General features: G+C 70.0%; 17 protein-coding genes and 1 pseudogene. 13 read left to right on the forward strand and 5 right to left on the reverse strand.

Going from position 1 to position 25,932, the window contains the following annotated elements; all coding sequences use genetic code 11:
* The first annotated feature begins 33 nt into the window (after positions 1–33).
* The 3 genes from ABIA38_RS09120 (at position 34) to ABIA38_RS09130 (ending at position 3,933) form a co-directional block, all read left to right on the forward strand.
* A complete protein-coding gene (locus tag ABIA38_RS09120) occupies positions 34–1,257 on the forward strand; it encodes a cytochrome P450 (protein WP_424637977.1) in 1,224 nt (407 codons plus the stop codon).
* Between the two features lie 1,189 nt (positions 1,258–2,446).
* A complete protein-coding gene (locus ABIA38_RS09125) occupies positions 2,447–2,992 on the forward strand; it encodes a SigE family RNA polymerase sigma factor (protein ID WP_424637978.1) in 546 nt (181 codons plus the stop codon).
* Positions 2,974–3,933: a hypothetical protein gene (locus ABIA38_RS09130; protein ID WP_424637979.1), complete on the forward strand. Its 960-nt coding sequence runs from the start codon at positions 2,974–2,976 to the stop codon at positions 3,931–3,933. The genes ABIA38_RS09125 and ABIA38_RS09130 overlap by 19 nt, the downstream gene beginning before the upstream one ends.
* A gap of 15 nt (positions 3,934–3,948) precedes the next feature.
* On the opposite strand, the gene ABIA38_RS09135 is transcribed toward ABIA38_RS09130, so the two are convergent.
* The gene (locus ABIA38_RS09135; RefSeq protein WP_424637980.1) at positions 3,949–4,116 is read right to left on the reverse strand and encodes a hypothetical protein; all 168 of its coding nucleotides are present in this window, start codon (positions 4,114–4,116) and stop codon (positions 3,949–3,951) included.
* Between the two features lie 420 nt (positions 4,117–4,536).
* On the opposite strand from ABIA38_RS09135, the gene ABIA38_RS09140 reads away from it, so the two are divergent.
* A complete protein-coding gene (locus tag ABIA38_RS09140; RefSeq protein WP_424637981.1) occupies positions 4,537–5,424 on the forward strand; it encodes a hypothetical protein in 888 nt (295 codons plus the stop codon).
* An 813-nt stretch (positions 5,425–6,237) separates the two neighbouring features.
* Here ABIA38_RS09140 and ABIA38_RS09145 read toward each other — a convergent pair.
* The 3 genes from ABIA38_RS09145 to ABIA38_RS09155 all read right to left on the reverse strand — a co-directional run bounded on the left by ABIA38_RS09145 (position 6,238) and on the right by ABIA38_RS09155 (position 7,469).
* Positions 6,238–6,879, reverse strand: coding sequence for a hypothetical protein (locus tag ABIA38_RS09145; protein WP_424637982.1), 642 nt, complete (start codon positions 6,877–6,879; stop codon positions 6,238–6,240).
* A gap of 133 nt (positions 6,880–7,012) precedes the next feature.
* Positions 7,013–7,246 carry a hypothetical protein gene (locus tag ABIA38_RS09150; RefSeq protein WP_424637983.1) on the reverse strand — a complete coding sequence of 78 codons (234 nt, stop codon included), beginning with the start codon at positions 7,244–7,246 and terminating at the stop codon, positions 7,013–7,015.
* Between the two features lie 64 nt (positions 7,247–7,310).
* Positions 7,311–7,469, reverse strand: a complete 159-nt coding sequence (locus tag ABIA38_RS09155) for a hypothetical protein (protein WP_424637984.1) — start codon at positions 7,467–7,469, stop codon at positions 7,311–7,313.
* Positions 7,470–7,583: 114 nt separating this feature from the next.
* Between ABIA38_RS09155 and ABIA38_RS09160 the strand changes: the two genes are divergently transcribed.
* From ABIA38_RS09160 to ABIA38_RS09175, 4 genes are all read left to right on the forward strand, one after another.
* Positions 7,584–7,802 carry a hypothetical protein gene (locus ABIA38_RS09160; protein WP_424637985.1) on the forward strand — a complete coding sequence of 73 codons (219 nt, stop codon included), beginning with the start codon at positions 7,584–7,586 and terminating at the stop codon, positions 7,800–7,802.
* Entirely contained in the window at positions 7,802–8,209 is a 408-nt protein-coding gene (locus tag ABIA38_RS09165; protein ID WP_424637986.1) for a DUF6221 family protein, read from the forward strand. Before ABIA38_RS09160 ends, ABIA38_RS09165 begins: the two co-directional genes overlap by 1 nt.
* Positions 8,210–8,329: 120 nt before the next feature.
* Positions 8,330–8,623: a hypothetical protein gene (locus ABIA38_RS09170; protein WP_424637987.1), complete on the forward strand. Its 294-nt coding sequence runs from the start codon at positions 8,330–8,332 to the stop codon at positions 8,621–8,623.
* 376 nt (positions 8,624–8,999) lie between these two features.
* Positions 9,000–9,284 (forward strand): RICIN domain-containing protein, encoded by a 285-nt coding sequence (locus tag ABIA38_RS09175; RefSeq protein WP_424637988.1) that lies wholly within the window; start codon positions 9,000–9,002, stop codon positions 9,282–9,284.
* A gap of 59 nt (positions 9,285–9,343) precedes the next feature.
* Here the strand turns inward: ABIA38_RS09175 and ABIA38_RS09180 are convergent.
* Positions 9,344–10,985 (reverse strand): annotated as a pseudogene (locus ABIA38_RS09180) (IS1182 family transposase).
* Positions 10,986–11,192: 207 nt separating this feature from the next.
* Between ABIA38_RS09180 and ABIA38_RS09185 the strand changes: the two are divergent.
* From ABIA38_RS09185 to ABIA38_RS09205, 5 genes are all read left to right on the forward strand, one after another.
* Positions 11,193–12,050 carry a chitosanase gene (locus ABIA38_RS09185; protein ID WP_424637989.1) on the forward strand — a complete coding sequence of 286 codons (858 nt, stop codon included), beginning with the start codon at positions 11,193–11,195 and terminating at the stop codon, positions 12,048–12,050.
* Positions 12,051–12,318: 268 nt separating this feature from the next.
* Positions 12,319–20,007: an RHS repeat-associated core domain-containing protein gene (locus ABIA38_RS09190; RefSeq protein WP_424637990.1), complete on the forward strand. Its 7,689-nt coding sequence runs from the start codon at positions 12,319–12,321 to the stop codon at positions 20,005–20,007.
* The gene (locus tag ABIA38_RS09195; RefSeq protein WP_424637991.1) at positions 20,004–20,408 is read left to right on the forward strand and encodes an Imm7 family immunity protein; all 405 of its coding nucleotides are present in this window, start codon (positions 20,004–20,006) and stop codon (positions 20,406–20,408) included. The genes ABIA38_RS09190 and ABIA38_RS09195 overlap by 4 nt, the downstream gene beginning before the upstream one ends.
* A 457-nt stretch (positions 20,409–20,865) precedes the next feature.
* On the forward strand, positions 20,866–23,802 hold the full coding sequence (locus ABIA38_RS09200; RefSeq protein WP_424637992.1) for a helix-turn-helix transcriptional regulator: 2,937 nt from the start codon (positions 20,866–20,868) through the stop codon (positions 23,800–23,802).
* Positions 23,803–24,052: 250 nt separating this feature from the next.
* Positions 24,053–25,918, forward strand: a complete 1,866-nt coding sequence (locus ABIA38_RS09205; RefSeq protein ID WP_424637993.1) for an ABC transporter ATP-binding protein — start codon at positions 24,053–24,055, stop codon at positions 25,916–25,918.
* Positions 25,919–25,932 lie beyond the last annotated feature (14 nt).

Consider the following 25,932-nt stretch of genomic DNA (forward strand, 5'->3'; position numbering starts at 1 on the left):
GGCGGGTCGTCGACGCGGACGAGAGGGAATCACGTGGACGCAGCCGCGATCGTCGAGTTGCTCACCAGTCCGCAGACCCGGGCCGATCCCTACCCGCTGTACGAGCAGGCGCAGCGGCTGGGCCCGGTGGTGCGGGTGAGCGACACGCTGGTCCTGGTCACCGGATATGCGGCGGTCGACCGGGTGCTGCGGAGCCGGGAGTTCGGCGTGTTCGACCGCGAGGCGAACGCCGCGGTGTACGGCGACGATCCCGAGACGCCGGTGTGGCGGCTGCTCGGCCGTTCGATCCTGCAGGCCAACCAACCGGACCACACGCGGATGCGCGCGCCGATCGCGGCGGTGTTCACGCCGCGCCGGATCGCCGCCATGCGGCCGGCCGTGGAGCGCGCCGTGGACCGGCTGCTGGACGGGATGGCCGAGGCGGGCCGGGGCGGCGCGCCGGTCGACTTCATGGATCGGTTCGCCGCGCCGCTGCCGGTCGGGGTGATCTGCGAACTGCTCGGCATCCCGGAGGCGGACCGGGACCGCTTTCGGGGCCCGGCCCATGAGCTGCTCGGCGTGCTGGAGTTCATGTCCACCGATCTCGATCAGGCCGCGGCCGATCGGGCGGCGACCGAACTGGGCGACTACTTCGAGCAGTTGGTTGCGGAGCGGCGAGCCCGGCCGCGCGCGGACCTGGTCAGTGCGTTGGTGGAACTGCGGGATCGGGAGCCGGAGTCGGCGATCACCGATACCGAACTGATCGGCAATCTGGCGCTGTTGCTGGCGGCCGGGTTCGAGACCACCACAAATCTGCTCGGCAACGGCCTCGCGCTGCTGTTTGAGCACACGACGGTACGGACCGCCCTGTCCCGAGGGCAGTTGCCGCCGGGCGACTTCGTCGAGGAGGTACTGCGCTACGACTCGCCGGTCCAGCTCACCTCGCGGCTCGCGCTCGGGGACGGGGTGGCGGTCGAGGGGGTGCCGGTACCGCGTCTCGGCGAGGTGCTGCTGTTGATCGGCGCGGCCAACCGGGATCCGGCACGGTATCCGCAACCGGGGCGGTTCGATCCGTGGCGGGCCGAGATCACGCCGCTGAGCTTCGGGGCGGGCATCCACTACTGCCTGGGTGCGATGTTGGCCCGCCTGGAGGCGACGGTGGCCTTCCCACGCCTGCTCGACCGCTTCCCGACACTGGCGCCGGCACCGGGCGCGATCCGCCGGGACCGGCTGCTGCTGCGCGGATACGGCGAACTCCCGGTCACCTTGGGCAACTGACGCGCCGCCGTCAGCCGTGGGCGCCGACCCCGGGGGCGGCGCCCACGCGGCTCCCGACCCGGGGCGGTCCGGCTTCGGCCCTCGCCCCGCCCCGGCCTCAGCCCTGCCTCCCGGCTCGGCTCCGGCTCCGGTCCGACCCCGGCCCGGCTCTGGCTTCGGGCCTGACCCGGCTCTGGCTCCGGGCCTGACCCGGCTCTGGCCCCGGCCTCGATCGGTCCCGTCCCGGTTCGGTCCGGTCCGGACGCGGCACGGCTCCGGCTCCGGTCCCGATCCGCTCCCGGCCCGGTCCCGATCGGTCCCGATCCGGTTCGGTCCGGTCCGGACGCGGCACGGCTCCGGCTCCGGTCCCGATCCGCTCCCGGCCCGGCTCCGATCGGTCCCGATCCGGTTCGATCCGGTCCCGACCCGGCACAACTCGGGCTCCGGCTTCGGCTCCGCCGCCGACGCCGGCCCGGCTCAGGCTCTGGCTCCGGCCCGGTTCGATCCCGACCCGGCTCGACCCGGTTCGATCCGGTCCGGACCCGGCACAGCTCGGGCTCGGGCTCCGGCCCACGTCCCGAGCCGGTCCCGGGCTGGCCCTGGTCGATTCCGACCCGGCTCGATCCGGTCTTCGACCCAGCACAGCTCCGGCTCGGGCTCTGGCTCCGGTCCCGATCCGACCCTGGCCCGGCCCTGGCTCCGGCCCCGATCGGTCCCGTCCCGGTTCGATCCGGTCCCGACCCAGCACAGCTCCGGCTCGGGGCTCCGGGCCTGACCCTCACCCGGCCCCTGCCCCGACCCAGACTTCGACCCCGGACTCGGCCTCATCCGGCTTCCACGCCGGCCCCGGCTTCGGCCGCCACCCGGCCCCGGCACCGACCGGGCCTCGACCCGACCCCGGCCCCACTCGATCCCGGCCCCCGGCCTCCGGCCCCCGGCCCCCGGCCCCCGGCCCCCGGCCCCCGGCCTCCGGCCCCCGGTCCCGGCCCCCGGTCCCGGCCCCCGGCCTCCGGCCCCCGGCCCCCGGCCCCCGGCCCCCGGTCCCGGCCCCCGGTCCCGGCCCCCGGCCTCCGGCCCCGACCCCCGACCCCGATCCCAACCCCCGCCCCAATTGGTTCGGGCGCTCGTGCAACCTCTCAGGCGTGCCGGGTCTCCTTATAGGGGAAGAGCGCTCGGTGGGAGCCGCGCGGGGTGCGAGGAGGGGTGGGAGTTGGCGGCTGCGGACGAACCGCTTCGGGAGTTCATCGCCGCGCGGCGGGGTCCACTGCTGCGCAGCGCCTACCTCCTGTGCGGCGACGTGCACGAGGCGGAGGACCTGGTGCAGTCCACGCTGGTGCGGGTCGTGCTCGCGGGTCGGCGGCTGGACCGGATCGACAACATCGAGGCGTACACCCGGCGCACCCTGATGAGCGTGTTCATCTCCTCGCGCCGGCGCCGCTGGCGCGGTGAGCGTCCGCACGACGTGCTGCCCGATCGACCCGTGGCGGGCGGGGCCGACACCGACCTGGGGCTTGCGGTGCGCGCCGCGTTGGCGACCGTGTCGCCGCGCCAGCGGGCCGTGCTCGTGTTGCGTTTCTGGGAGGACCTGAGCGTCGAGGAGACCGCGCGGATCCTCGACGTGACCACGGGCACGGTGAAGAGCCAATCCGCCCGGGGGCTGGCCACGTTGCGGCTGGCCCTGGGCGACGCGTTGCCCGCGACCGGCATTCGAGCCGCACTACCGGAGGGGGCACGGCTGTGCGAGAGCAGGACATGAAGGACCTGATGGGGCAGGCGGTGCTGGGCCTCGGGCCGGTGGGGGCGACCGGGCCGGTGGGCGTGGACGAGGTGTTTCGCGAGGCCGCCCGAGTGCGCCGGCGCCGGCGACGCGTGTTGGCCTCGGTGGGTACCGCCTCCGCCGTGGCCGCGGTGATCGGCGGGAGCACGTTGCTGCTCCGACCGGCCGGCTTCACGGACGCCCGGGGGGTGAGTGCGCCCCCGACGGAGTCGGCCTCGCCCCGGCCCGGTCCGACGGGAACCGCGTCGGCCACGGCGTCGGTGTGGGCCACCGGCTCTGCCGAGCCCGCGGCGACCGAGACGCGGACGGGTGAGGTGTCGATCGCAACGGCGTCGAGCCTGGTGTCGGTCGCGCCGACGGTGCCCTTGGGCTCCACTGCGGACGGGCAGCCGGAACCGGTCAACCCGTCCGCCTTCGTCGCCCGGCTGCTGCGGCCGGACGTCGGCGACGTGCGCAAGCAGCCGCCCGGATACCTGCCGGACGACGGGCCCCATCGACTGTCGGGGCGTTACCTCGTCACCAAGGACGGCCGCGTGGGCTATCTCGACATCACCGTGAACGGCCCGCGGGCCAATTACGGCACGGTGACGCCGACGACCGCCTTCGAGCAAGCACACAACCGGTGCGCGGACTCCGGGATCGCCGTGACCTACACCGACTGCGCGGAAACCCCGTTGCCCGACGGATCGTTGCGCAAGACCTGGACCTCGCCGCCCGGGCAGCGCGAACCCGCGTCCGGCGGGCAGTCGGCCGGCGGCTACGGGGCGAGTGTGTCCCGCGCGGACGGCCGGGCCGTCGTGATCCAGGTGTCTGCCGGGCTGATCGGTGGCTCGACGTATGGTCCGCCGCTTGCCGCACCGCCGCTGGATCAGGCCGAACTCGCGCGCGTGGTGCAAGATTCGAGGTGGTATACCGGGTAGTCGAAGCGGGTCGGCTCAGCCGCCGGCGGTGTCGCCGCGGCCGGCGCCCTCGTAGATCCGCTCGGTCGGAGCCGGGGGCAACAGCGGCTCGCCGTCCGGGAGTACCTCGGCCACGAGTCGATCGAAGTCGTCGTTGTCAAGCCATTCGGGCTCGACCTCGGGCTGCCGCTGATGCTCGTCCATGCCCTGATGCTGCCATGCGACGGCCGGGTTGGCTGCCACGGAAGCCCAATCGATTGGCAAAACGGAACCCATCGATTCGGGACAAGACACCGAATCCCCCTTACGTGTATGCCGGTTTGGCATGTTTTGGGGATCTGGCGCGCGCAGCCTGGCGCGGCGAAGTGTGACGTCCGCGACACAGAGCGTCAAACCTCGGCGCCTACCGGAGAGTTGGCGATGCTCTGGCACCACGTCTCGGTGAGAGCGGAGAGGGAGGGACGGGCCCGGGGAGCCGGCCGGCGGGCGGGCGCCCCGGGACCGGTGCGCGGCGCGCGGTGCCGACCGGATCGTCCGGGTCGAGGTTGGCGAGGCGGGAGCGGAAGTGGTCGAGCATCGCCTCGGCGGCGGCCGGCAGGGTCGCGTCGTCGAGGCGAGTGGCCGTTGGGGCAACTCCAGTCCCTTGGCCAGGAGTTGCCGGAGCTGTCGACAAAGGTCGCAGATCGCCACCTCGCGGATTCTATTATTGATTATTGTCCGACGTTGACGAATTTCCGGCCGGCCCTGGTTATCCGACCGGTTGGCTGCTTATGCTCGAAAAGCCATCCGGTACTTCCTCATGACGGGGACACCATGGACCAACTGCCCTATCCGCTCGCCGAACCCGATTTCCACCGGCCCATCGAGAAGGCCGCCGAAACCGGCCCCCGCTACGAACCGGGCGAACTCCCCGAGTCGTGGCGGCTCGTCCCCAACGGCATCCGGAACGTCTGCCTCCCGGCCGCCGGGCTCGGCGCGATGCACGATTGGCAGGTGCACGTGTCGGCGACGCCGGCGCGGGCCCGGCAAGTGCCGGGCGTGACCTCGGCGGTGTGCGTCGGGCAGGGTGTCCCGTTCATCCGGCTGATCCGGCTGATCCGGCTGATCCGGCATGCCAACGGCGGCGGCGCCCACGTAGCGCGAGCGGCCGACGGCGGCCGGGAGGTATTCGTCAAGGAGGCCCGAGGACACGGCGGCGTGCATTCCGATCGCACCACCACGCCCGACCGAGTCGCCCACGAATACGAGATGCTCCGCGAACTCGACCGTGAACTCCCCGGCAGCGCACCGCGCCCGATCGCGTATTTCCGTCGTCGGGAACACGCCTTCCTGGTCACCGAGTTGATTCCCGGCGAATCGCCGGCGACCCGGATACTGCGCAATCTGCCGGGAATTCGCACCGCCGTCGACCCGCAGGCGCAAGTCGACCGTCACCGACGCTGCGCGGCGATCCTCGCGGAAATCGCCCTCGGCGAGGGCTTCGCCCGCTACGGCGCCGACCCGGCGGGATGACCCGGCCGTCCCGGAACACCGGGACGGCCCCGGGACACGCACCGTGGGGGCGGGACGTACGGCCATCTCGGCGGGTCATCTCGGCGGGCCGTCCCGGCGGGCGATCCCGGCTCGGGGTCCCCTGCCGGTGTTCGCCCCCGCGTTCCAGTCCCGCCTTCCGACCCCGCGTTCCGCTCCCGTGCGGCGGCGCGGGCGGACCGGATCGTGGTGTTGCACGGCGGGCGAGTGGTCGAACAGGGCAGTCACGCGGAACTTCTGGCGACGGGTGGGCGATATGCGCGGTTGTGGTCACTGGGGTAGCCCGGGCGAGGATCCGGCCCACCCGGTGCGTCCGTCCGAGCGCCCGCGCCCCTGCTTCGCCGGCCGGCGCGGCGAACCGGCGTGCTGCGTGCCGACCTGCACGTGCCCGAGATGCTCCCCACGCCTGGCCCGATGCACCTTGCGGCAACGCCTGCCGGGCGGGCATGCGAGGGCGCGGTGAGGACGGGCACGGCCGGATGCCGCCCGAGCGTAACCATGCGAGTCGGTTCACCGTCCGGGATCGTTCGGGTCATATCGTCGTGCCGAACGACAAGTTCGTGTGCGCCGTCGTCCGAATCCGATCGATCGTCAATCCGGTTCGAAACCAACCTGATGGCGGCACATCGGGTTTCGGCCGAGGGCCCCGCCTTGGATGCTGTTGGCGAAGTCCCGAACCCTGCCGGTTCGATTACGGCCACCTGCGGTGAAGCCGCTGGGTGTCGTCTCGTTCCGGCAGGTGGGACCCATTCGCCAACAGCGTTTCGACCAGGCTCGGGGCTCTCTCCGTGCGTCCTAGAAGCTCGGCGTGACCCAGAACGCTTCAAGCCACCGCGCTTGTCCTGTGGTTCCGATGGTGATGTTCGAGCTTGTCCCAGTTCCGACCCAGCCCACGTTCTGCACATGACCCGCGCCCGTCAGCGATCCGTTGGTCGACGAAAAGTCGATCGCCTCGATCGCCGGTCCCCCCACGCCGATGTCGCCGTACTGCATTACGTAGGTGCTTGTTATCGGACGCCAGTTGGTCCATCCGACCTCGGCGAAGTGAACTCGGACCCACAAGGTCATGGCCGTCGATTGATCGAAGTAGAAGGACGCGGACTCAAGCGGCTTGTTTTGTCCCGTGGTTCCCGTGAAGCCTGCCTTGGCCGGACTGCACAGACTACCGGTTCGACCCACATTGCGAGTCTCGGACCAATAGCACAGATTCGTGTCAAGCGAGGTGCTCCCGTTTCGCGGGGCGATTGTCTTCGGGGGTATCGGCGTTCTGCTGACGAGCGCATCGGCGGCAGGACTGCCTTCGCCGGCAGGAGGCCCACTCGAACCGCCTGCTTGTGTCGTCGGTGCAAGGCTGGGGCTGGCCATCGCAGCGACCGGGGTTGCGACGAGCGCCATGACGGCGAACGCGGCGGCGACGAGCGTGTGTCGGATCTTCAAAGATGGCTCCCGAGACGATGGATCGACGGCGTATCCGTGATCACGAGCGAAGCCAACCAGTCAGACGTAGCCGAAATAAGTAAGAAATCAGCCATTCGCCGGCTTGAGTCCCATCGAGATCCGGCCCCAGGACTCAAACACCCAGACGTGCCGCCGCCTCCACGAACAGGTCATGCGCCCGCACGGCCGCAGCGCGCGCTGCAGCCAACTCACCGACGTCGGACGCCTCGCGCGTCGCGTACGTCGCCGCCACGACGCCCTCGGCCGCACCGACGATCGCCGCGTCGGCGACCCGGATCCGCACCGCCACCAGTGGGGCCGTGATCGCGGCCCGGGTCGCCCACAGTGCGTTCCGCAGCTCCTGCACCCGCGCGTCCGGCGCCCGCCGAGCGTGGCTTCCCCGCGAGCCCACATCGCCAGGCGGTGCTCGCTCACCGCCGCAGCCAGATCAGCACCGCAGCATCGCGATCCCTGCGCGCCTGGTCCGCGCAAGCAACTCGCGCGGAACGGACCGCGCTCACGTGCCGGACCACCCCTGCCGCCACCGCGCCCAGCAGGGATCCGACCACCGCGATTACGACTTCGACCATGTTGGCGGCCCCCTCCGTCAACATCATGCTCGGGTGCCTGCTGCACGCGCGCGAGGGGTTGCCTGGCGCCAAGGCGTGGCCACGCCTGATACCCCGCTGCGAGACGATGAGGACATGAGCGACCGAGGTTCCCGCGCCGAGCGCGCAACCGAACTCGACCAACTCGGCGACGACCTGGACGCCAAGTACAGGTACGGCATGGGCACCGGCCCCAACCCGTTCCCCAGCGACCAACCGGGGCTTTCCCTGGAGGACGACGAACGATACGCCACGGGATACCAGGCGGTCGCCGAGTACGCTCGGAAGCGGGCCGACTGGCTGCGGGAGGGATGATGGCCGACGACCTGGTGGCGTTCCTCGGCGCGCGGCTCGACGAGCGCGAGCGCCACGCCCTCAAAGCCCATCCGGGACCGTGGAAAACGGACGAAGGCACCGACGTCTACGTCACCCACCGGATGACCGACAAGGTCGTTGACTACGCGGGTGACAGCGCCGAGCACGTTGTGGCGAACGGCCCCCGTACGTCCTCCGCGACATCGAGGCCAAGCGGGCGATCCTCGCCAAACACCCCCCCCGAGCCCCACACCCTCGCTCGGGGCAGCGTCGTCTACTACTGCGGCGTGTGCCAGTGGGACGACGGCCGGATCATCGGCGACTACCCATGCCGCACGATCAGCCACCTCGCCGCGCCGCACTCCGACCACCCCAACTACCGAGCCGAGTGGGCGCCCGACGCCTGACAAGCACCACTTGTCAGCCGGCCGCGTTTAGGTAAACTCGATCTTGCGGGCAGAGCCATGCCCACCTCGAACACCCAAGGCCCCCTCGCGAGGGGGCCTTTCGCGTACCCGGAGGCAGACATGGCCCCCACCATCGTGATCCTCGACGGCTGCGACGACGACACCCACCTCGGCGAACTCCTCACCGTCCGCCAGGTTGCCGATCTCGCGGGCGTCTCGGAGTCGGCGGTCCGCAACTGGAAGCACAAGGTACTTATTCGGGCGGCCGGAACCGTGAACGGGTCGCCCTGCTTCACCGTCAGGGAAGCGGCGCGCTGCGAGAAGGCCCGGCGCGATTCGGGCAAGGCGCCGCTGAGGTCGAACCCCATGATTGCCGCGCTCCAGATTCGAGCGCTCCGCGAACACGCAGCCTGACCCCGGCGGGATTGCGCAACGAGGCAGACGCACCGAGCCCGACTGCCGCAACCAACCGGCCTGCCCGAGGCTTGAAACGATCTTGTGGCAACTACTTGCGCCCCACGACCATTCAGAGGCATCCGTCGAACCTAGGAGCCTCATGCGCCGTACAGCCTCGATCATCGCCACCACCATCGCAGGGTTGATTCTCGCGCTCGTCGCCCCGGGACAGGCCCGAGCCGACTGGATCGACCAAGGCGTCGACTACCAATTCATGACCTACAGCGGACTCTGCATGTTCGCCCCGGGATCCCTTCCAGAGTCCCCGGTCGTGGCGGGTGGATGCAGCAATGCAGGCTCACCCCCCAACGACCAGAGATGGCGCGTCATCGACATGGGCAACGACCGGTGGCGGATCGCCAACGTCAACAGCAGCCTGTGTCTGCTGACCCGAGTGCACCAAGGAGCACGCGTCGTCACCTGTGAGCCCTGGAACGACCAACTCTGGTGGGTGTATCCCCTGCCCAGCGGCTACTACCAGTTCATGAACATCGAGACACGCACCTGTCTCGTACCGCAGGGCCCGACGATGGACGCACAGCTGATGCAGGGGAGTTGCGTCAGGGGTTCCGAAGACCCCACCGATCAGCGGTGGTACGCCAAGCACCTCTGGGCGTAAGCCGCTCCGAGAGCCCCGGGCCGGTGTCGGCGATGCTGTTGGCGAATTCGCCCCACCGTTTACTCGGTGGGGCGAAGTGCTTCCAGGTGTGAGGTTCGGGTGTGGGCTCGGGGTGTGCCGTTGGTCCAGGCGTCGATGCGGGTGAGGTTCATCGCCGTGGCGGCGAGTTGGTGTTGCACCCGGGTCTTGGCCAGTCCTCGGTAGCGGCAGTCGCGCAGTCCGAAGACTCGGACGCCTTGCGAGATGGTGCCTTCGACGCCGCGGCGGGGTGCGTAGCGTTCCCGCCAGGCAGGGGTGCCCTGAACCGCGCGGGCTTGTCGGATCGCCTCGTGTTCGGGTCGCGGTCCGTAGCGTGATGGACCGCCCGGTCGAGGCTGTGGTGCATGCGCCCCAGGCAGGACAGGGCGTGCAGTGGCGGGCGGCGAACCTCACCCTGACCACGGGTGTGTCGCGGTGGCTGAGCGTTTCTCGCCAGACCACGTTGGTCCGCCCGTCGGGGCAGGTCACGGCCTTGTTCTCGCAGTCGATGGTGAACGTGTCCTGAGCGTGGGGCCCGGTTGCCTGGGCGGTGGTGTCACCGGCGATCGGGCCGGTCGGCGTGATGCCGTGGTCTTCCCGGGCGGTGACGATGCGCCTGCCGTCGACGTAGCCGCCGTCCACGAGGTGTTCGTCCGGCAGGAGATTGCGGGCGGCGAGCTGCGCGTGGACGACGTCGGTGGCGTGGATGTCGGGCACCGTCGCGTCGGTGGTGAACACCGCGGTGATCAGATGAAGCGTGTCCGCGTCGCAGGTCTCGGTGAGGTGGACCTTGAACCCGTCCCAGGCGATGTCACGTTTCACGCTCGCGTGAACCTCGATGTCATAGGGGGTCACCAGGCGTTTCGCGCCCGGCGGGTAGTCTTTTGGGGCCCGCCGCCGCACCCGCCCCTTGTTTGCTTCGTACTGCTGGACCCACGCTCGGCGCAGGATCTCCACGGCGGGGAGTTCGCGCAGCCATGTCGGTGCCTCGGGCGCCCTGACCGCTCGAAGCAACCGCGTGCCGTCGGTGCGGACCCGCTCGGCGAGAACGACGCGTTCGGTCCGCTTTACGGGCAGTCGGTAGTCCTCGGCCCGCGTGGCATAGCGGTCGAACCAGGCCGGGTCCGCGTGCTCGGTCAACCATGCGGGAGCGGCGGCGGCCACCGCGTTGAGTGCCGCGCGCAGGGTCTCGATCACGAACTCCAGCCGGTTGACCGAGCGGATCGAGGCCAGGACGTGGGTGGAATCGGTGCGGGCCCGGCCTCCGGCACGCAGCAACCCCGTGTCCCGGGCGGCCTCCAGGACCGTGTCGAGCATCTCCTGCCCGGCCTCGCCTCCGACCGGACGGTCCCGGAACTCGCCGAGCACGGAGAAATCGAAGCCGGGGTCGGTCAGTTCCGGCCCGAGCGCGAACTTCCAGTCGATTCGGGCCCGGACCGCCTCGGCGGCCTGCCGATCCGACAATCCCTCGGCGAACTGGAGCACCGACACCATGGCGAGCCGCCCCGGTGACCACGCACGTCTGCCCCGAACGGGGAACAACCCGGCGAACCGCCCGTCGGAGAACACCACACCCAACCGGTCACGGACCCGGATGGCCAGACTCCCCTTCGGGAACGCCGCCCTCGCCACCCGGACCGTCTCCTCCGGAACCCCACCGGACTCCGCCGCGCGCATCGACACCCGAACCCCCAAACAGCAACGCCGGTCTTCGAGAACGAGTCTCGAAGACCGGCGTCACCCACCGCAGCCAATTCGCCAACAGCATCCCCCTTGGCGGGGAACCCCGGTGGTGCTTCAATGTGACTCATCCTAGTTAGGAAACTTTCCTAACAAAGGGACGACACGGAGCCTCGAATTTGGCCGGCAGCGGCCGGAACGGAGACGCACGTGCACGCTCACCTCGGACGGTCCCGCAAGCGACTGACTCTGCTTGTGGCCACCGGTCTGCTGATCGCGGTACCCGGGCCGACGGCCTACGCGGCCACCAACGGCACAGCGCAGTCGAGTTCGACCGGCGTGGCGCACACCGCGCGGATCGGCCTGGACGACCCGCACAAGAAGGACATCGCGATGCAGCTGGTGTCCAGCGCGGAGAACTCCTCCCTGGACTGGAAGGCGCAGTACAAGTACATCGAGGACATCAACGACGGTCGCGGCTACACGGCGGGCATCATCGGCTTCTGTTCCGGCACCGGCGACATGCTCGACCTGGTCGAGTTGTACACCGCCCGCAAGCCCGGCAACCCGCTGGCCAAATTCCTGCCCGCGCTGCGCCAGGTCAACGGCTCGGACTCGCACGCCGGGCTGGGCGGTTCGTTCGAGAAGGCCTGGGCGACGGCGGCCGGTGACGCGGACTTCCGCAAGGCGCAGGACGACGAGCGGGACCGGGTCTACTTCAACCCGGCGGTCAGTCGCGGCAAGTCCGATGGTCTGGGCGCACTGGGCCAGTTCGCCTACTACGACGCGATCGTCATGCACGGCGACAGCGGCGACCGGGACAGCTTCGGCTCGATCCGCGCCAACGCCCTGAAGAAGGCCAAGCCCCCGGCCCAGGGCGGCGACGAGACCACCTACCTCAACGCCTTCCTGGACGCTCGCAAGGTCGCCATGAAACACGAGGAGGCGCACAGCGACACCAGCCGCGTCGACACCGAACAGCGCGTCTTCCTCAAGGCCGGCAACCTCGACCTGAACCCCCCACTGACCTGGAAGGTCTACGGCGACAGCTACTCCATCAAGAACTGAGCACGCCCGCCCCCCGCCTCGATCCCTGCCTGCTCTCACCGAAGGCCACCGTCCCCACGGTGGCCTTCCGCGCACCGCCCCCGCCCACCGCCAACCACCGCACGTCCACCGGGGAAACGCCCGGTGAACCCTGCGCCCAATGCTTGTCCCGCCTTCTGATATCACGTCAGGATCGCCCTCGGACAACTTGCGATCTGGTTGGGAACAATCGGCAAGGCCGCCATGGGTGCACCGCGCCCACCGCGTCCACAGGCGTCAGGGGGACGCAATGGCGATCCGAATACGACCGGCCCTGATCGGCTTGCTGATCCTCGCCCTCGTCGCGGGCTTCCTGTCTCCCTGGCCCGGCCCCAACAATGCCGCAGCGGCGGATACATCCCTGGCCAAACCCCAACCGCCCGGCCGAACCGCCACCGCCCCGACCGAACCGCCGTCCGCACCACCGGCTCGGGTGGCGGCCAAACCGGGCGACGCGCTGTACGAGGCCCGGCTGCGAGTCGCCCAGGCGGTGACGGAACGTCAAACCCCGCCGTCCCCCAAGCCGGTCGCGATCAGCCCGGAGATGCAGGCTACCAACGAAACCCTGGCCCGTCAGGGCCGGATCGTCGACGAGCCCTCCGCCGAACATCCCGACATAGCGCTGCCGAAGCGGATTACCGAGGGCCCACCGCTCGACCGCCTGCCACACGCCACCACGCCGGCGGCCGACGCCCCACCGATCCCGGACCGGGATCGGCAGCCGGGACCGGGCGATGCGCCGCGGCCGGTCCGGCAACCTGCGAACGGCCCCGGCGGCGGTGCCCGTTCGACAGACGCGGCCCCGGCCTCGGCGCCACCGGACGCCGTGTATGGGGCCAAGTACGCATGGCAGTTCTTCAGCATCCTGCCGACCTACGCCCAACGCGGCTACGCGTGGGTCACGATCATCAACACGTCGAACTACACCTGGCGGGCGGACTCCAGCTTCGCGCTGGGCTACCACGTCTATCGCGCCAACGGAGCCCTGTACAACTACTTCGGCACCCCCACCGCGCTGACCAGGGACGTGCCGGTGGGCGGCAACCTTCAGCTTTACGCGGCGGTCGAGCCGCTGCCCGCGGGGACGTTCAATCTGGTCTGGGACGTGCAGGACGACGGCATCCCGTTTGTCAACAGGGGCGTCGAGGCATCCAAGGCGATGAACTTCACCCTCCCACACCAGCCGCCGTCCGCCCGGATCTACGGCCCGCCCTACGACGCCACCTACGCGAAACTCGACACCGAGCTGTCGATCGGCGTCTACGGCGACGACACCCGGCCGATCGACGTGCAGTACGAGGTGTGCCCGCAGGTTCAGCCCGCCAAGCCCTGCCTGGACAGTGGCTGGTTGGGGGCGGGGACACCGAACAACGGCTTCACGATCTACCATCGTTGGTCGCCGCCGCGTGATGCGATGACCTGGAACACCGTCTATCTGTGGCGAATCCGGGTCCGGGACGACACCGCGACCACGCCGTGGAGCGCACAGTCGCGCTTCTCCACCATCGTGCCCGCGGTCGAGGGCGGCAGCCGGCTGGGCATCGACCCCGCCGCCGTGGACCCGGCGGGCGTGGGGCTGTATCGGGGGAACTACACCCGCCAGGAGACCGACCTGAGCGTGCCGGCGCGCGGTGGCCCGCTGGAGGTCGTCCGGGTGTACAACAGCGCGAACCCCACACAGGGCGTGTTCGGGGTGGGCTGGTCCTCGCTGCTGGACATGCGGTCGATGATCGAACCCGACAGCCCCTTCCTGCGGGTGACCTATCCGGACGGTCGACAGGTTCGGTATGGAGAAAATCCGGACGGGAGTTGGACGGCGGCCTACGGCGAGTCGGCGGGAACGGAGGTCAGCGGGCAGAAATCGCTGCGGATGGCGGATGGCACCGTCTACCGATTCAACAGCAGCGGGAAGATCACCGAGATCGTCGCCGTGAGCGGCGAGACCCACTACTTCAGCTACGACACGACGGGCAAACTGCTGTCCATCCGCGACGGTGTGGAGCCGTGGAGTCGTGGACTGTACTTCAACTGGCTCGGCGCCGACCTCATCTACATCGCCGACAATCCGGACGGCTCTGCCCAGTCGGGTCGGTTCGTGAACTACTCCCACGACTACACCTATCTGAGCCGGGTCTGCGACGTGCGTGCCGAGTGCAACACGTACGAGTACGTCGACCCGGCACGTCCGTCCCTGGCCGGAAGGTTGACCAAGTCCACCCGGCCGAACCCGAAGAACTTCACCAAGGTTTCCTACGTCGGCGACTTCGTTGAGAGCGTGACGTTGGCGGACGGTGCGGTCTGGCGGTACGCGCGTGGCCCGGCGGCCACGCCCGACGCTGCGTTCGTGGTCGCCGTCACCGACCCGAACCAGCTTCGTACCTCGTATGCCTTCAACTCCCATGCGTCGCTGCTGTATCGCTGGACCGGAAGCGGTCCCTCGACCGAGACGAACACGAAAATCTGGGGCTACAACGCGTTCGGTCAACCCTCGTCCACGCTCGACGAGAACGGCAACGTCACCGAGACGTACTGGAATTCCGGTCACCCGACCGACCACAACGCCTACCGTGACGCCAACACCATCGTGAACACGCACATCAAGAACCACCTCGGTCTGCCCGGCGATCCGCTGAACGGGCAGCCCGAGATGTTGCAGGATGCCAACCGGAACCAGACCACCTACACCTACGTTCCCGAGAGCTACGGCAGTCGCTTCAAGGGCCTCGTGGAGTCCTCGACGGCTCCCGACGGCGGCGTCACCCGATTCACCTACACCTGCGTGTCCCCCGAGGCCAGGCCGCCGGTGGTGAATGATCCGGGTGCTCCGGCCGACGCGTTGCAGCCCTGCGGACTCGCTCGCAGCCGGACCGACGCGGACGGTCGTACCACGCACTACGAGTACAACCGGTTCGGCGACGTGACGCGTACCACGACACCGACCGGACTGGTCACCGACGTCACGCACGACATCCTGGGCCGCCCGGTCGAGCAGCGCGTCGACGACGCGGTGACGACGTTCACCTACGATCCGCTCGGCAATCTGCAGACCACTACCGAGCCGGCTGTGACCAACCCGGTCTCCGGGGTGACCCACCGCAAACGCACCACCAACATCCGAGACGCCGACGGGAATCTGCTGGAGGTACACGAGGCGGATCTGACTCCGCTCGCTGCCGGCGGCGACCCCGAGCGGGTCACCTTCTATACGTACGACGTGCGCGACCGGCAGACCGGCGTGACCAGGGACGGAATCGACACCAGCATCATGAGGTACGGGTTCCTGGGCGAAGTGCGGAGCAGCGTCGACCCGTTGGGCACCCAATACGACTTCGTCTACGACGCGCAGACCCGATTGACCGAGACCTGGTTGCGCAGGTACACCCCGCCGGGTGGCACGCCGCGCGACATCCGGATCGCGGCTCGCCGCTACGATCCGGGTGGCCGGTTGTCCCAGGTCGCCGACGCGATGAACCACTGGGTCGCGTACGGCTATACGCCGGACGGGCTGCGCTCGACCGAGACGCTGCTCGCGTTCGTCGACCCGGTCACCAACGTGCCCCGGGATGTGCCGCTGCGGACCTACACGTACGACGCGGCCGGGAACGTGGTCAAGGACGTCCAGGGTACGGGTGCGGCGAGTGTGGTGACCACTTCCGGCTATGACGCGATGAACCGCAGCACCGTGACCACGCTCGACCCCGGTGGGCTCAACCGGGTGACCTCCACCGGCTACAGCAAGACCGGGGCGGTGACCTCCACTGCGCTGTCGGACGGGCGGACGACCTTCGACACTTCGCGGCAAATCTACGACACGTCGGGGCAGTTGATCGCCACCGGAGTGCGCACGATGTGTTGCTCGGGCGAGACGGTGACCGCGTACAAGCGGGATCGGTCCGGCCGATTGATCGCCACGACCGATCCACGTGGCGTGCCGTGGATGGGCTCGACGCCGAACCCGGCGTTCACCACCGAGCAGGCATACGACGTGCTGGGTCGGGCGCGCGAGACCGTGCAGCCGCCGTTGGCGGTCGAGAACGGTGACGAGGCGCCGGCCCGGCAGGTCCGCCCGACGACCGCGATCGGCTACAACACGTTCGGTGAGGCGACCCACGAGCGCGACGCGCTGGGTCGGGTGACGGTTACCACGTACGACCCACTGGGGCGGCGGCAGAAGGTCGAGTTTCCCCAGGTGACCAACCCCGACGGGTCGGTCCGGAATCCCGTCGAGACGTGGGTCCACGACGAGGTGGGCAACGTCATCCGGCATCGCGATCGATACGGCCACGACACGAAGATGCGCTACGACCAGCGAAACCGGCTGTCCCAGGTGACCTCGCCGGAGCCGACGACCGGTGCCGCGCCGTACGTGGTGGACACAACCTACGATGACAACGGCAATCCGCTGTCCCGGGTGGACTCGCTCGGCGCCCAGCAGTTGTGGACGTACGACGACCTCGGCCACAAGCGCACCGAGACGGCCATCCAGCGAAAGCCGGGCGGTTCGGTGGATCGCTTCACCACCACCTACTCCAGCGACGACCTCGGCCGGGTGCTGCGGGTGGACACGCCGGGCGGCCAGTCGGTGTCCTACACGTACACCGTGGACGGCAAGGTGCGGACCGAGACGGTGCGCGGGCACGGGCCGACCAGTTACACCTACGACATCGCCGGTCGAGTGCTCAAGACGGTGGATCCGGTCGGCCGGACCGTCGACAACTCCTGGGACTTCGACGGCAAGTTGTTCCACTCGGTGGCCTGGGCGGCGGACGGCTCGCTCGCGGGCGAGGTCGTCTACGAGTACGACGCGGCCGGGAACGCCACCCAGGTTCGCGGCGAACGCGGAGGTACGCTGGGGCGGACGTTTCGGAACACGGACTTCGACGCCGCCGGTCGGGTGACGGCGGTGTCCGAGAGCCTCGATGCCGACGGAATCCGGTTGCTCACCACGCGATTCGGTTACGACGCGGTCGGCAACCGGACCCGGGTCACCGATGCGGCCGGGCGGGCCACGTACACCACGTACAACGCGTGGAACCTGCTGACCACAAAACGCGAACCCGCGACGACGGCGCATCCGGCGATTGCCGATCGCACCTGGACCACGTCCTACGACGTGGCCGGAAAGCCGACCGTGGCGGTCGAACCGGGCGGCGTGACAAGGCGGTTCGAGTACGACTGGCTGGGTCGTACGGTGCGCGAGAGCGGGACCGGCGCGGCCAAGGCAGCGGAGCGCACCTTCGGGTACGACGCCGCCGGGCGGGTGACCCACACCCGGAGCGGCGCCGCGGAAACCCTGTACCAGTACGACGATCGCGGGCTGATGACGCTCTCGACCGGGCATGTGGGGCAGACCAAGTACACGTACGACGGTGACGGTCGAGTCACCGGCAGTGTCGGCCCGGCCGCGACCGACACCACCTCGTGGTACTACGTGAACTCGGATCTGGCCTTGGTATCCGACACCATCTCGCAGATCGACCGCGTGTACACGCGCGACGCGGCGGGCCGGGTCACCGGCGAGGAACAAAAGCACGGCCTCAAGCCGTTGGCCACCCGCAGCTACACCTACGACGCGAGCGGTCGTGTCGACAGCGACACCGTGCGCAACGCCACGGGTGGCGTGACCGCGAAGCAGACCTTCCGCTGGGACATCGAGGGCAACCTGCTCGGTTCCAAGACCGAGGGCGAACTGGCCGGTGCCAAGACCCAGGAGTACACCTACGACCAGGCGGGTCGGCTGTCGGGCGACTTCGATCCGACCGCGCGGACCGGCACGGACTACACGTGGGACGAGGTCGGCAACCGCAAGGCCGCGACGAAGTGGGAGGGCACACCGGGGCAGCATGTGGCCACGGGGGGCGCCTCGTTCGGCTACGACGAGCGCAACCGGCTGGTCCAGGCGAGCGATCCGGCGGCCGGGACGACGGACTACACGTGGGACGCCAACGGCACACTGGCGCGCACGACGCGCCGGGCGGTGGGGGCACCACCGTCGACGGTGAACCAGAGCTTCGACGCGTTCGGGCGATTGACCGCCGACGGCACGGCGTCCTACGAGTACGACGCGCTCGATCGGCTGACCATGTCCCGCAACACGGGCGAGGCGAGCTATCGGCGGTTCGGCTACAACGGGTTCGACAAGGAGCCCGCCACGGACGGCCGGTGGTGGTTCACGCGCAGCGGAGACACCGTGCTGGGCGCGCGGGACGGCCCGCCGGACGTCACGTTCGCGGCTCGGAAGCCGGGGATCGACGGGGGACTTCCGTCGGGGGACGCGCCGGCCTACGGCGTGTTGACCAACGCGCATCACGACGCCATCGCGCTGATCGATGCCAAGACAGGGGCGATCTCGGGCTCGCGCTCCTACGACGCGTTCGGGAAGGTCACCGCGTCGGCGGGGGCGCAGGTGCCGATCGGGTTCCAGGGGTCGTGGACGGACGAGACGACGGGCCGGGTCCAGGCCCAGGCGCGGTGGTACGACCCGGGGACCGGTTCGTTCGCGTCGGGGGACACGGCGGCGGTGCCGATGCGGGGGGCGGCGTCGACGAACCGGTATGCGTATGGGGAGGGGAATCCGACCAGCCGGTGGGACCCGAGCGGGCACTTCGCGGTGGGCTTCGACATCGGTTTCGACTTCGACATCGATTGGGATTCCGCCAAGGGACAGCTCCAGAAGGCCGGTTCCAAGGTCGGCGGCGCCCTCAAGTCCGCGGGCTCCAGAGTGGCCACTGCGGCCAGGCCGATGGCGCGGGCCGCACTGCAGGTCGCGATTCGCGGTGCGGTGGTGGCCGTCGAAGCGGTGCTCACCCCCGAAGTCCTGCTCGTCGTCGGTGCGGTCGTCCTGGTCGCACTGGTCGGCGGGGCGGTGATGTGGGTCATGGTGAACGCGGACGGCTCGACCACTCCCACCCAGGTGCCGGTGGAGCGGGCAGTAGCAGCCAATCCGCCGGTGACGCCGAAGTGCTGCCCGCCGCCTCCGCCGCCGGCCGACCCTCCGGCGCCTCCGGCGCCGTACATCTCCGCGACCAGCATGACCACTTCCTGGCGGTCCTGGTCGACGGTGACCAAATTCTTCGACAACGCCTTCACCTACGAGCGCACCGACTGGTTCCGGTACACCGAGACCCACAAATGGAACCAGTGGTCGAACGGTGCCACCACGGCCGGTGGTTGGAGCACCCTGTTCGAGCACCACTGGAAGACGATCGCCCGGCGCCTGATCGACCTGGCGAACGCGGTGCACGTAGAGGTCAACCAAGTACCGAACGCGGCGGTGGCTCCCGACCTCCCGGCAGGAGCTTCGCTGACCGGAGGCTGTGGCGACGGCGGCCCGACTTCCGCGTGTCGGGATGGGGAGAACTCGGGCGATCTACATCTGATCGGCCACTGCTCGGGCACGTTCGGCGTCGCCGACGCATTGGTGGACTGCCGGACGGACACACCACCGAGCTCCCCGGGCGATCCCAACACCCGCCTGGCCCCCTGCCGAGGCACCACCGGCGCGGGTTCCGCGTGTGCCACCGACAACACCCCGCCGGGCACGCGACCGAGCTGCCGTGGTCCGGTCGGTTCCGATGGGGAGCCATGCAATGGTGGACTCGGCGGCTTGGTCGATGTACCCAAGCCGGACCCTGCAGCGGATGCTTTGGCAGTAAGGATCTCGGGTGTTTCCAGGGTTCGCTTTGCGAATGACCCGGAGAAGCGGGAATATGATGCGATCAGTGATCTGTACGTGGCTCAATCGAAGCCTGCCGGGTTCGGCATCGGCAGCAAGTTTCGGAAGCAGGCCAGGGCTACATTCGAGGCGGCTCTCAAGTCCGGCCGTATTCCGTATTTTCACTTCGAAGGGCCACCGCATCCCGATGTTATCCGCAAACTGCAGCAGTATGGGGCCGACTATGGCATTCAACCGGTAATTGACCTTGAGCCCTTGGGGTGACGATCGTGTATGAGTTTCATGGGTGGTTCGGGATTGCGGAGTCCACCGAGGAGTCGGATGCCGGCTCCTTGGCGCGGGGCGTTGCCGATTTGCAGGTGCGTATCTCCCGCATCGACTGGTTCAGTGGCGAAGTTCGGCTAGAGCATTTTAACGGGGAGTATTACCTGATTGCTGATGGGTTGGTGAATCGGCGTCGAGACGAGGCCCGCGAGTTGACCGAGCTATTGGATCATGTGGCGGCCCGATTTCCAGGCTCTTGGGGACTGCTGTACGAGCGTTCAGACGACTTTGTGGATCCGCCAGGTCCGGGGGCGTTTCGTGTGCGGGTGATGGCTCGCGGGGTTATTCAGGAACGCCTCGATCCATTCCTTTCGCCGTGTCGACCGGTGATCGAGGACTGAGCTCACCGGAGCTGACAAATTCAATCAACGGCTTGCGGCCAATCATGTGGGTGGCCTTTGAGCCGGTGGGCCTGCTTTTGTTGCCGAGCGAGCTACATGGGTGCGCCGGAGCCATCGGTTTCCGGCACCGGCTCAGGCCGTGTTGTGGCGGCATTGCGCATGAGTGAAGGCGAGGGACACCGCCAACTCCTGGTCCGACTCGAAGGTGTCGGCGGTGAGGTCGTCGAGGAGTGGATCGGTTGGGTGTTCTTTGCTGTCGGTAGGTCTTCCACGGTCTGGCGCGGAGGGGTTGGGTGGGTTCATCGGTCTCCGTGCCGGTGTCGGTCGCGGTGTGTTGTTGCTCGAGTTGCGTTCTGGCTCCGACGGTGGGTGTCGCCTTGGTCCGGCCGGGCGAGCCGGGGTGGTTTGCGGCGAGCCGGCCGGATGGTCTGGTGTGGGGGCATGTGAAGATGGCGGCGTGAGTGACTTGGGTTGGGGATTGGCGCTGGTGGGTCGCGGTGAGGAGGTTGCGCGGCTGGAGGAGGCGCTGGGGCGGGGGCGGGGTGGGGATCCCTGTGCGGTGTTGGTGGCCGGGGATGCCGGGGTCGGGAAGACGCGGTTGCTGGCCGAGGCGAGTGCCCGGGCGGCCGGGGCCGGGATGACCGTGTTGACCGGGCATTGTGTCGACCTCGGTGACGTCGGATTGCCCTATTTGCCGTTTGTCGAAGTGTTGCGTGGTCTGGATGGCGACGTGCCGGCCGGGCATCCCGCCGTGGAGCGGTTGCTCCGGGCCGGTGGGGGTGCCGCCGAGTACGCGGGTGAGTTGCCCGACTCCGGGGTGCGGTTGCGGTTGCTCGAGGACGTCGCGGCGTTGTTGGGGGATCTGGCCGAGCGGGCGCCGGTGTTGCTCGTGGTCGAGGATCTGCACTGGGCCGACCAGTCGACCCGGGACCTGCTGCGCTTCCTGCTCAGCCGGCTGCTGCCGCAACGGCCCGGCGCCGCCGCCCACCAGCGGCTGACCGTACTGGTCTCCTACCGCTCGGACGACCTGCATCGCCGACACCCGCTGCGCCCGCTCCTGGCCGAGCTGGTCCGACTGCCCTCCGTCGGGCGGTTGGATCTGCGCCCGTTGGCCGACGAGGACGTGGCCCGCCTGGTCCGCGGCCTGGACGCCGACCCGCTGCCCGAGGACACCGTACGCGCCATCGTCGAACGCGCCGAGGGCAACGCCTTCTACGCCCAGGAGTTGCGTGCCGCCACCGACGACACCGCCGGCGGCGTGCCCAGCGGCCTGGCCGACGTGCTGCTCAGCCGGATCGAGCAACTGTCCGGCACCACCCAGCGGGTGATCCGCACCGCCGCCGTGGCCGGCCGGCGGGTCGAGCACGGGCTGCTGCGCGACGCGGTCGAACTGCCCGACGACGAACTGGAGACCGCGCTGCGCGAGGCGATCGGGCGACACCTCCTGGTCACCGCGGCGGGGGACACCTACGCGTTTCGCCACGCGCTGATCCGCGAGGCGGCGTACGCGGACCTGCTGCCCGGCGAACGGGTGCGGATCCACGCGGTGTTCGCCCGCCTGCTCGGCGAGGCCGGGCGCCGGGCGGGCAGTTCCGCCGAACGTGCCCACCACCACCGGGCCAGTCACGACCTGCCCGGCGCGCTCGCCGCCTCGATCGAGGCGGCCGACCACGCCGCCCGGATGGGCGCGCCCGCCGAGGAGATGCGCCGGTTGGAAGCGGCCCTGGAACTGTGGGACGTGGTGCCGGGCGCCCGGGAGTTGGTGGACAGCGACGACGTGACCCTGATGTTGCGCGCGTCCGCCGCCGCGGTACACGCCGGCGAGGCGCATCGTGCGGTCGCCTTCGCGCGCAACGCGCTGGATCGGGTCGGCACGAACGCGGACCCCGACCTGGAGGTCACCGTGCGCTACACGCTCGCCTCCAGCCTGATGAGCGTGGACAACCTCCAGGCCGCGTTCGAGTACAGCAGCCAGGCGCTCGCGATGATCCCCGCCGAACCCCCCTCCCGCACCTGGCTGTGGGCGGCGGCCACCCACGTGAAGGCCGCCTACTACCTCAAGGACGACGAGACCGCGCGCCGGATCGGCCGCCAAGTGTTGGCCGTCGCCGACGAGTTGGGCACCGACGATGCCCTCGCCGACGCGATCATCTCGCTGACCGGCCTGGAGTGGGCCGGCCGCCAGGCCCTGGACGGCCGGGAACGGCTGCGTCAGGCCCGCGAGTTGGCCCGCAAGTCGGGCAACGTGACGATCGAGCTGCGGGCGCTGTTCAGCCTGGCCATGGGCAGCTACGAGGCCGGCCTCCTCGACGAGAGCCTGCGTTGGTTGGACGACGGCCTGGAACTGGGCGGGCGGACCACCCCGTCCACCTCGCCGTATTCGCTGGAGATGCGCTATCTGCGAGCCCAACTCCTGTACACCGCCGGGCGCTGGGACGAGGCGGTCGCGATGGTGCCGGCGCAGGTGCCGTCCGCGTTCCGACACGTCGCGGAGGCGGCGATCTTCGTCCCGCTGGGCCGGGGCGAGCCGGGCGTACGCGAACGGGCGCGCGCCCTGTTCGACGCGCAGCCGTTCAACTGGCTGGGGGTCCTGGTGGGCGGCCTGGCGCTGACCGACGAGGCGGCCTGGCGCGGCGACACACAGGGCGCGGTGGACTGGGCCCGGCGCACCATCACCGAGCTGGCCGAGGACCTCAACCCCTATCCGGACGCGGGCGTCCGGTTGGCCGCGCTCGCCCTGTCCGCGATCGGCGATGCCACGATCGAACTGCGCGCGGCGGGGGACGACGAGGGCGCCGCCCAGGAGGTGGCGCGCGGACGGGAGTTCATCGAACGGGCCCGGACCACCGCGTCCTGGCCCGGCCGGCGCTACCCGCGCAGCGGACCGGAGGGCGTCGCCTGGTTGTTGCGCGCCGAGGCCGAGTGGTCGCGGGTGTGCGGCGAGGCGGACGTCGAACTGTGGCAGCGCACGGTCGAGGCGTACGGCTATGGCAACGTCTTCGAGCAGGCGCGCTGCGAACTGCGGCTGGCCCAGGCACTGGTGGCCGCCGGGCGGCGGGACGAGGCGGCCGACCCGGTACGACGGGCCCGGGAGACCGCCGAGCGACTGGGCGCGGTACCGCTGCGCGACGCGGTGGACGCGGCGATCCGGCGCGCCCGACTGGGCGGGCCGACCCCGGCGCCGGCCGGCGCGATGGAGTTGACCGCGCGCGAGCGGGAGGTGTTGGAACTGCTCGCCGAGGGCCGCACCAACCGGCAGATCGGCGAGGAACTGTTCATCAGCGCCAAGACCGCCAGCGTGCACGTGTCCAACATCATGGCCAAGGTCGGCGCGTCCGGACGCACCGAGGCGGTCGCCCTGGCCCGCCGCAGCGGACTGCTCACCGACCGCTGACCCGGCCCGCGACCGGGAGCGCGAGGCCGACCAGGCCGACCAGGCCGACCAGGCCGACCAGGCCGACGATGCCGAGTGTGCTGGCGTGCCCGGGCACCCGGTTCCGGCCCGACCCCGGGTCCGGTGCGCGGCGGGAGCGGTCCGTCGCGGCCCGGGTCTGCCTTCGGTACCGGTGGCGTGCCCCGCTCCCGGGCATACCCTACGTGTCGGCCGGGAGGGGTCTGCGATGGCGGGGCAAGAGCCTGTGGAGATGGGCGAGTTCGACGAGTTGGGGCAGGGCTACGACACGCCGTTCGACGGGGAGGCGGCGAGTGCCGGATTGTGGCAACTGGTCACTCGGCTGCCGGTCGCGCTGGGGCAGGTGTGGCGACTGGCCCGGACCGCGAGTCGGCGGGCGGCGGTGGTGTTGCTGCTCGCCCAGTCGGCCGCCGGGGTGGCCACCGCACTGGCACTGCTGGCCACCGCACGGGCGTTGGGGGCGCTGTTCGCCTCGGGACCGGCGCCCGACCGGGTCGGCGCCGCGCTGCCGGCGGTGATCGCGGTGGTGCTGGCCACCTCGGTGCGGGCCGGCCTGGAGACCGTGGTGGCCGCGACCCAGGCGCGGTTGTCGCCGGGGATCCGCCGGGTGGCCGAGGAACGGCTGCACGCGGCGGCGGTGGGCGCGGAGTTGGGCGCCTTCGACGACGCGGACTGGCACGACGCGCTGGCCCGGGCCCGTGACCGCGGCATCGACCACGCGCAACTGGCCCTTGGACACGCGGTCGAACTGCTCGGCGCGCTGGTCGGGTTGCTGGTCGGCATCGGGGTGGTGACCGGGCTGCATCCGGTGTTGCTCCCGCTGCTGGCACTGTCCATCGCCCCGCGGGGCTGGGCGGCGCTGCGCGCGGCCCGGCTCGGTTTCGAGGGCATGGTGCAGCGGATGACGTTGTATCGCCGGATGTGGCTGTTCGCGGATCTGCTCACCGTCCGGGAGGCGGCGGCCGAGGTGCGGGCGGGCACCGCCGAGCAGCCGCTGCTGACCGAATTCCGGCGGCTGGCCGGGCTGGTCGAGCGCGCGGAGGTCCGGGTCGGGTACGCGCAGGTCCGGATCGGCCTGCTCGGGCGTACGTTGTCCGGGCTGGCCCTCGGGGCCACCTACGTCGCGCTCGGCCTGCTGGTGCATGCCGAGATCGTGCCGCTCGCGGTGGCCGGTACGGCGGTGCTCGCGGTACGTACCGCGAGCAGTTCGCTGGCCACGTTGATGGTGGCCGTCGATCGGCTCTACGAGAAGTCGCTGTACATCACCGACTATCACACGTTCCTCGTCGAGGCGGCGGACCGGGCCCGGCCGAAGGGGGTTCGCGAGGTGCCGGTGGGTTTTGCCGAAATCCGGTTACGGGACGTCTACTTCGCGTATCCCGGCAGTGCCCGATCGGCGCTGCGCGGGGTGGACCTGGTGTTGCGCGAGGGCGAAACGGTGGCCCTGGTCGGCGAGAACGGGTCCGGAAAGACCACGCTGGCCCTGCTGTTGGCCGCGCTCTACCGGCCGGACAAGGGCACGGTGCACTGGGACGCCACCGATCTGGCCGAGGTCGATCCGGTCGGGATCCGGTCCCAGGTGGCGATGGTGATGCAACAGCCCACCCGCTGGCCGCTGACCGCACGCGGCAACATCGTCCTGGGCCGCGCCGATCGGGCCGACCCGGACGGTACCGCGCTGGAACAGGCGGCGCGGGACGCGGGCGCGGACGCAATGATCAACCAACTCCCCAACGGATACGAGACGTTGTTGTCCAAGAAGTTTCGGGCCGGGGTGGACCTGTCCGGCGGGCAGTGGCAGCGGATCGGCATCGCGCGCGCCTTCTACCGGGACGCCCGACTGCTGATCGCCGACGAACCCACGGCGGCCCTGGACGCGCGCGCGGAACACGCGGTGTACGCGAACATCCGCCGGCTGGCGGCGGGTCGCACGGTGGTGCTGATCAGCCACCGCCTCGCCTCGGTCCGCGAGTGCGATCGGATCGTGGTGCTGCGCGCGGGGCAGGTCGTCCAGCAGGGTACGCACGACCAGTTGATGCGCGAGGGTGGTGACTACGCCGAGTTGTACCGCATCCAGGCGGCGGCCTACACCGACTAGCGGCGCGGCCGATG

The organism is Embleya sp. AB8 (assembly GCF_049739465.1).
Lineage (GTDB): Bacteria > Actinomycetota > Actinomycetes > Streptomycetales > Streptomycetaceae > Embleya.

What these genes read in the sequence shown, in the direction of transcription:
- ABIA38_RS09135 (WP_424637980.1), bottom strand. Translation starts at nt 4,116, where the DNA reads ATGGACGAGCATCAGCGGCAGCCCGAGGTCGAGCCCGAATGGCTTGAC.
- ABIA38_RS09205 (WP_424637993.1), top strand. Translation starts at nt 24,053, where the DNA reads ATGGGCGAGTTCGACGAGTTGGGGCAGGGCTACGACACGCCGTTCGAC.
- ABIA38_RS09170 (WP_424637987.1), top strand. Translation starts at nt 8,330, where the DNA reads ATGGCCCCCACCATCGTGATCCTCGACGGCTGCGACGACGACACCCAC.
- ABIA38_RS09190 (WP_424637990.1), top strand. Translation starts at nt 12,319, where the DNA reads ATGGCGATCCGAATACGACCGGCCCTGATCGGCTTGCTGATCCTCGCC.
- ABIA38_RS09175 (WP_424637988.1), top strand. Translation starts at nt 9,000, where the DNA reads ATGGGCAACGACCGGTGGCGGATCGCCAACGTCAACAGCAGCCTGTGT.
- ABIA38_RS09165 (WP_424637986.1), top strand. Translation starts at nt 7,802, where the DNA reads ATGGCCGACGACCTGGTGGCGTTCCTCGGCGCGCGGCTCGACGAGCGC.
- ABIA38_RS09155 (WP_424637984.1), bottom strand. Translation starts at nt 7,469, where the DNA reads ATGGTCGAAGTCGTAATCGCGGTGGTCGGATCCCTGCTGGGCGCGGTG.
- ABIA38_RS09160 (WP_424637985.1), top strand. Translation starts at nt 7,584, where the DNA reads ATGAGCGACCGAGGTTCCCGCGCCGAGCGCGCAACCGAACTCGACCAA.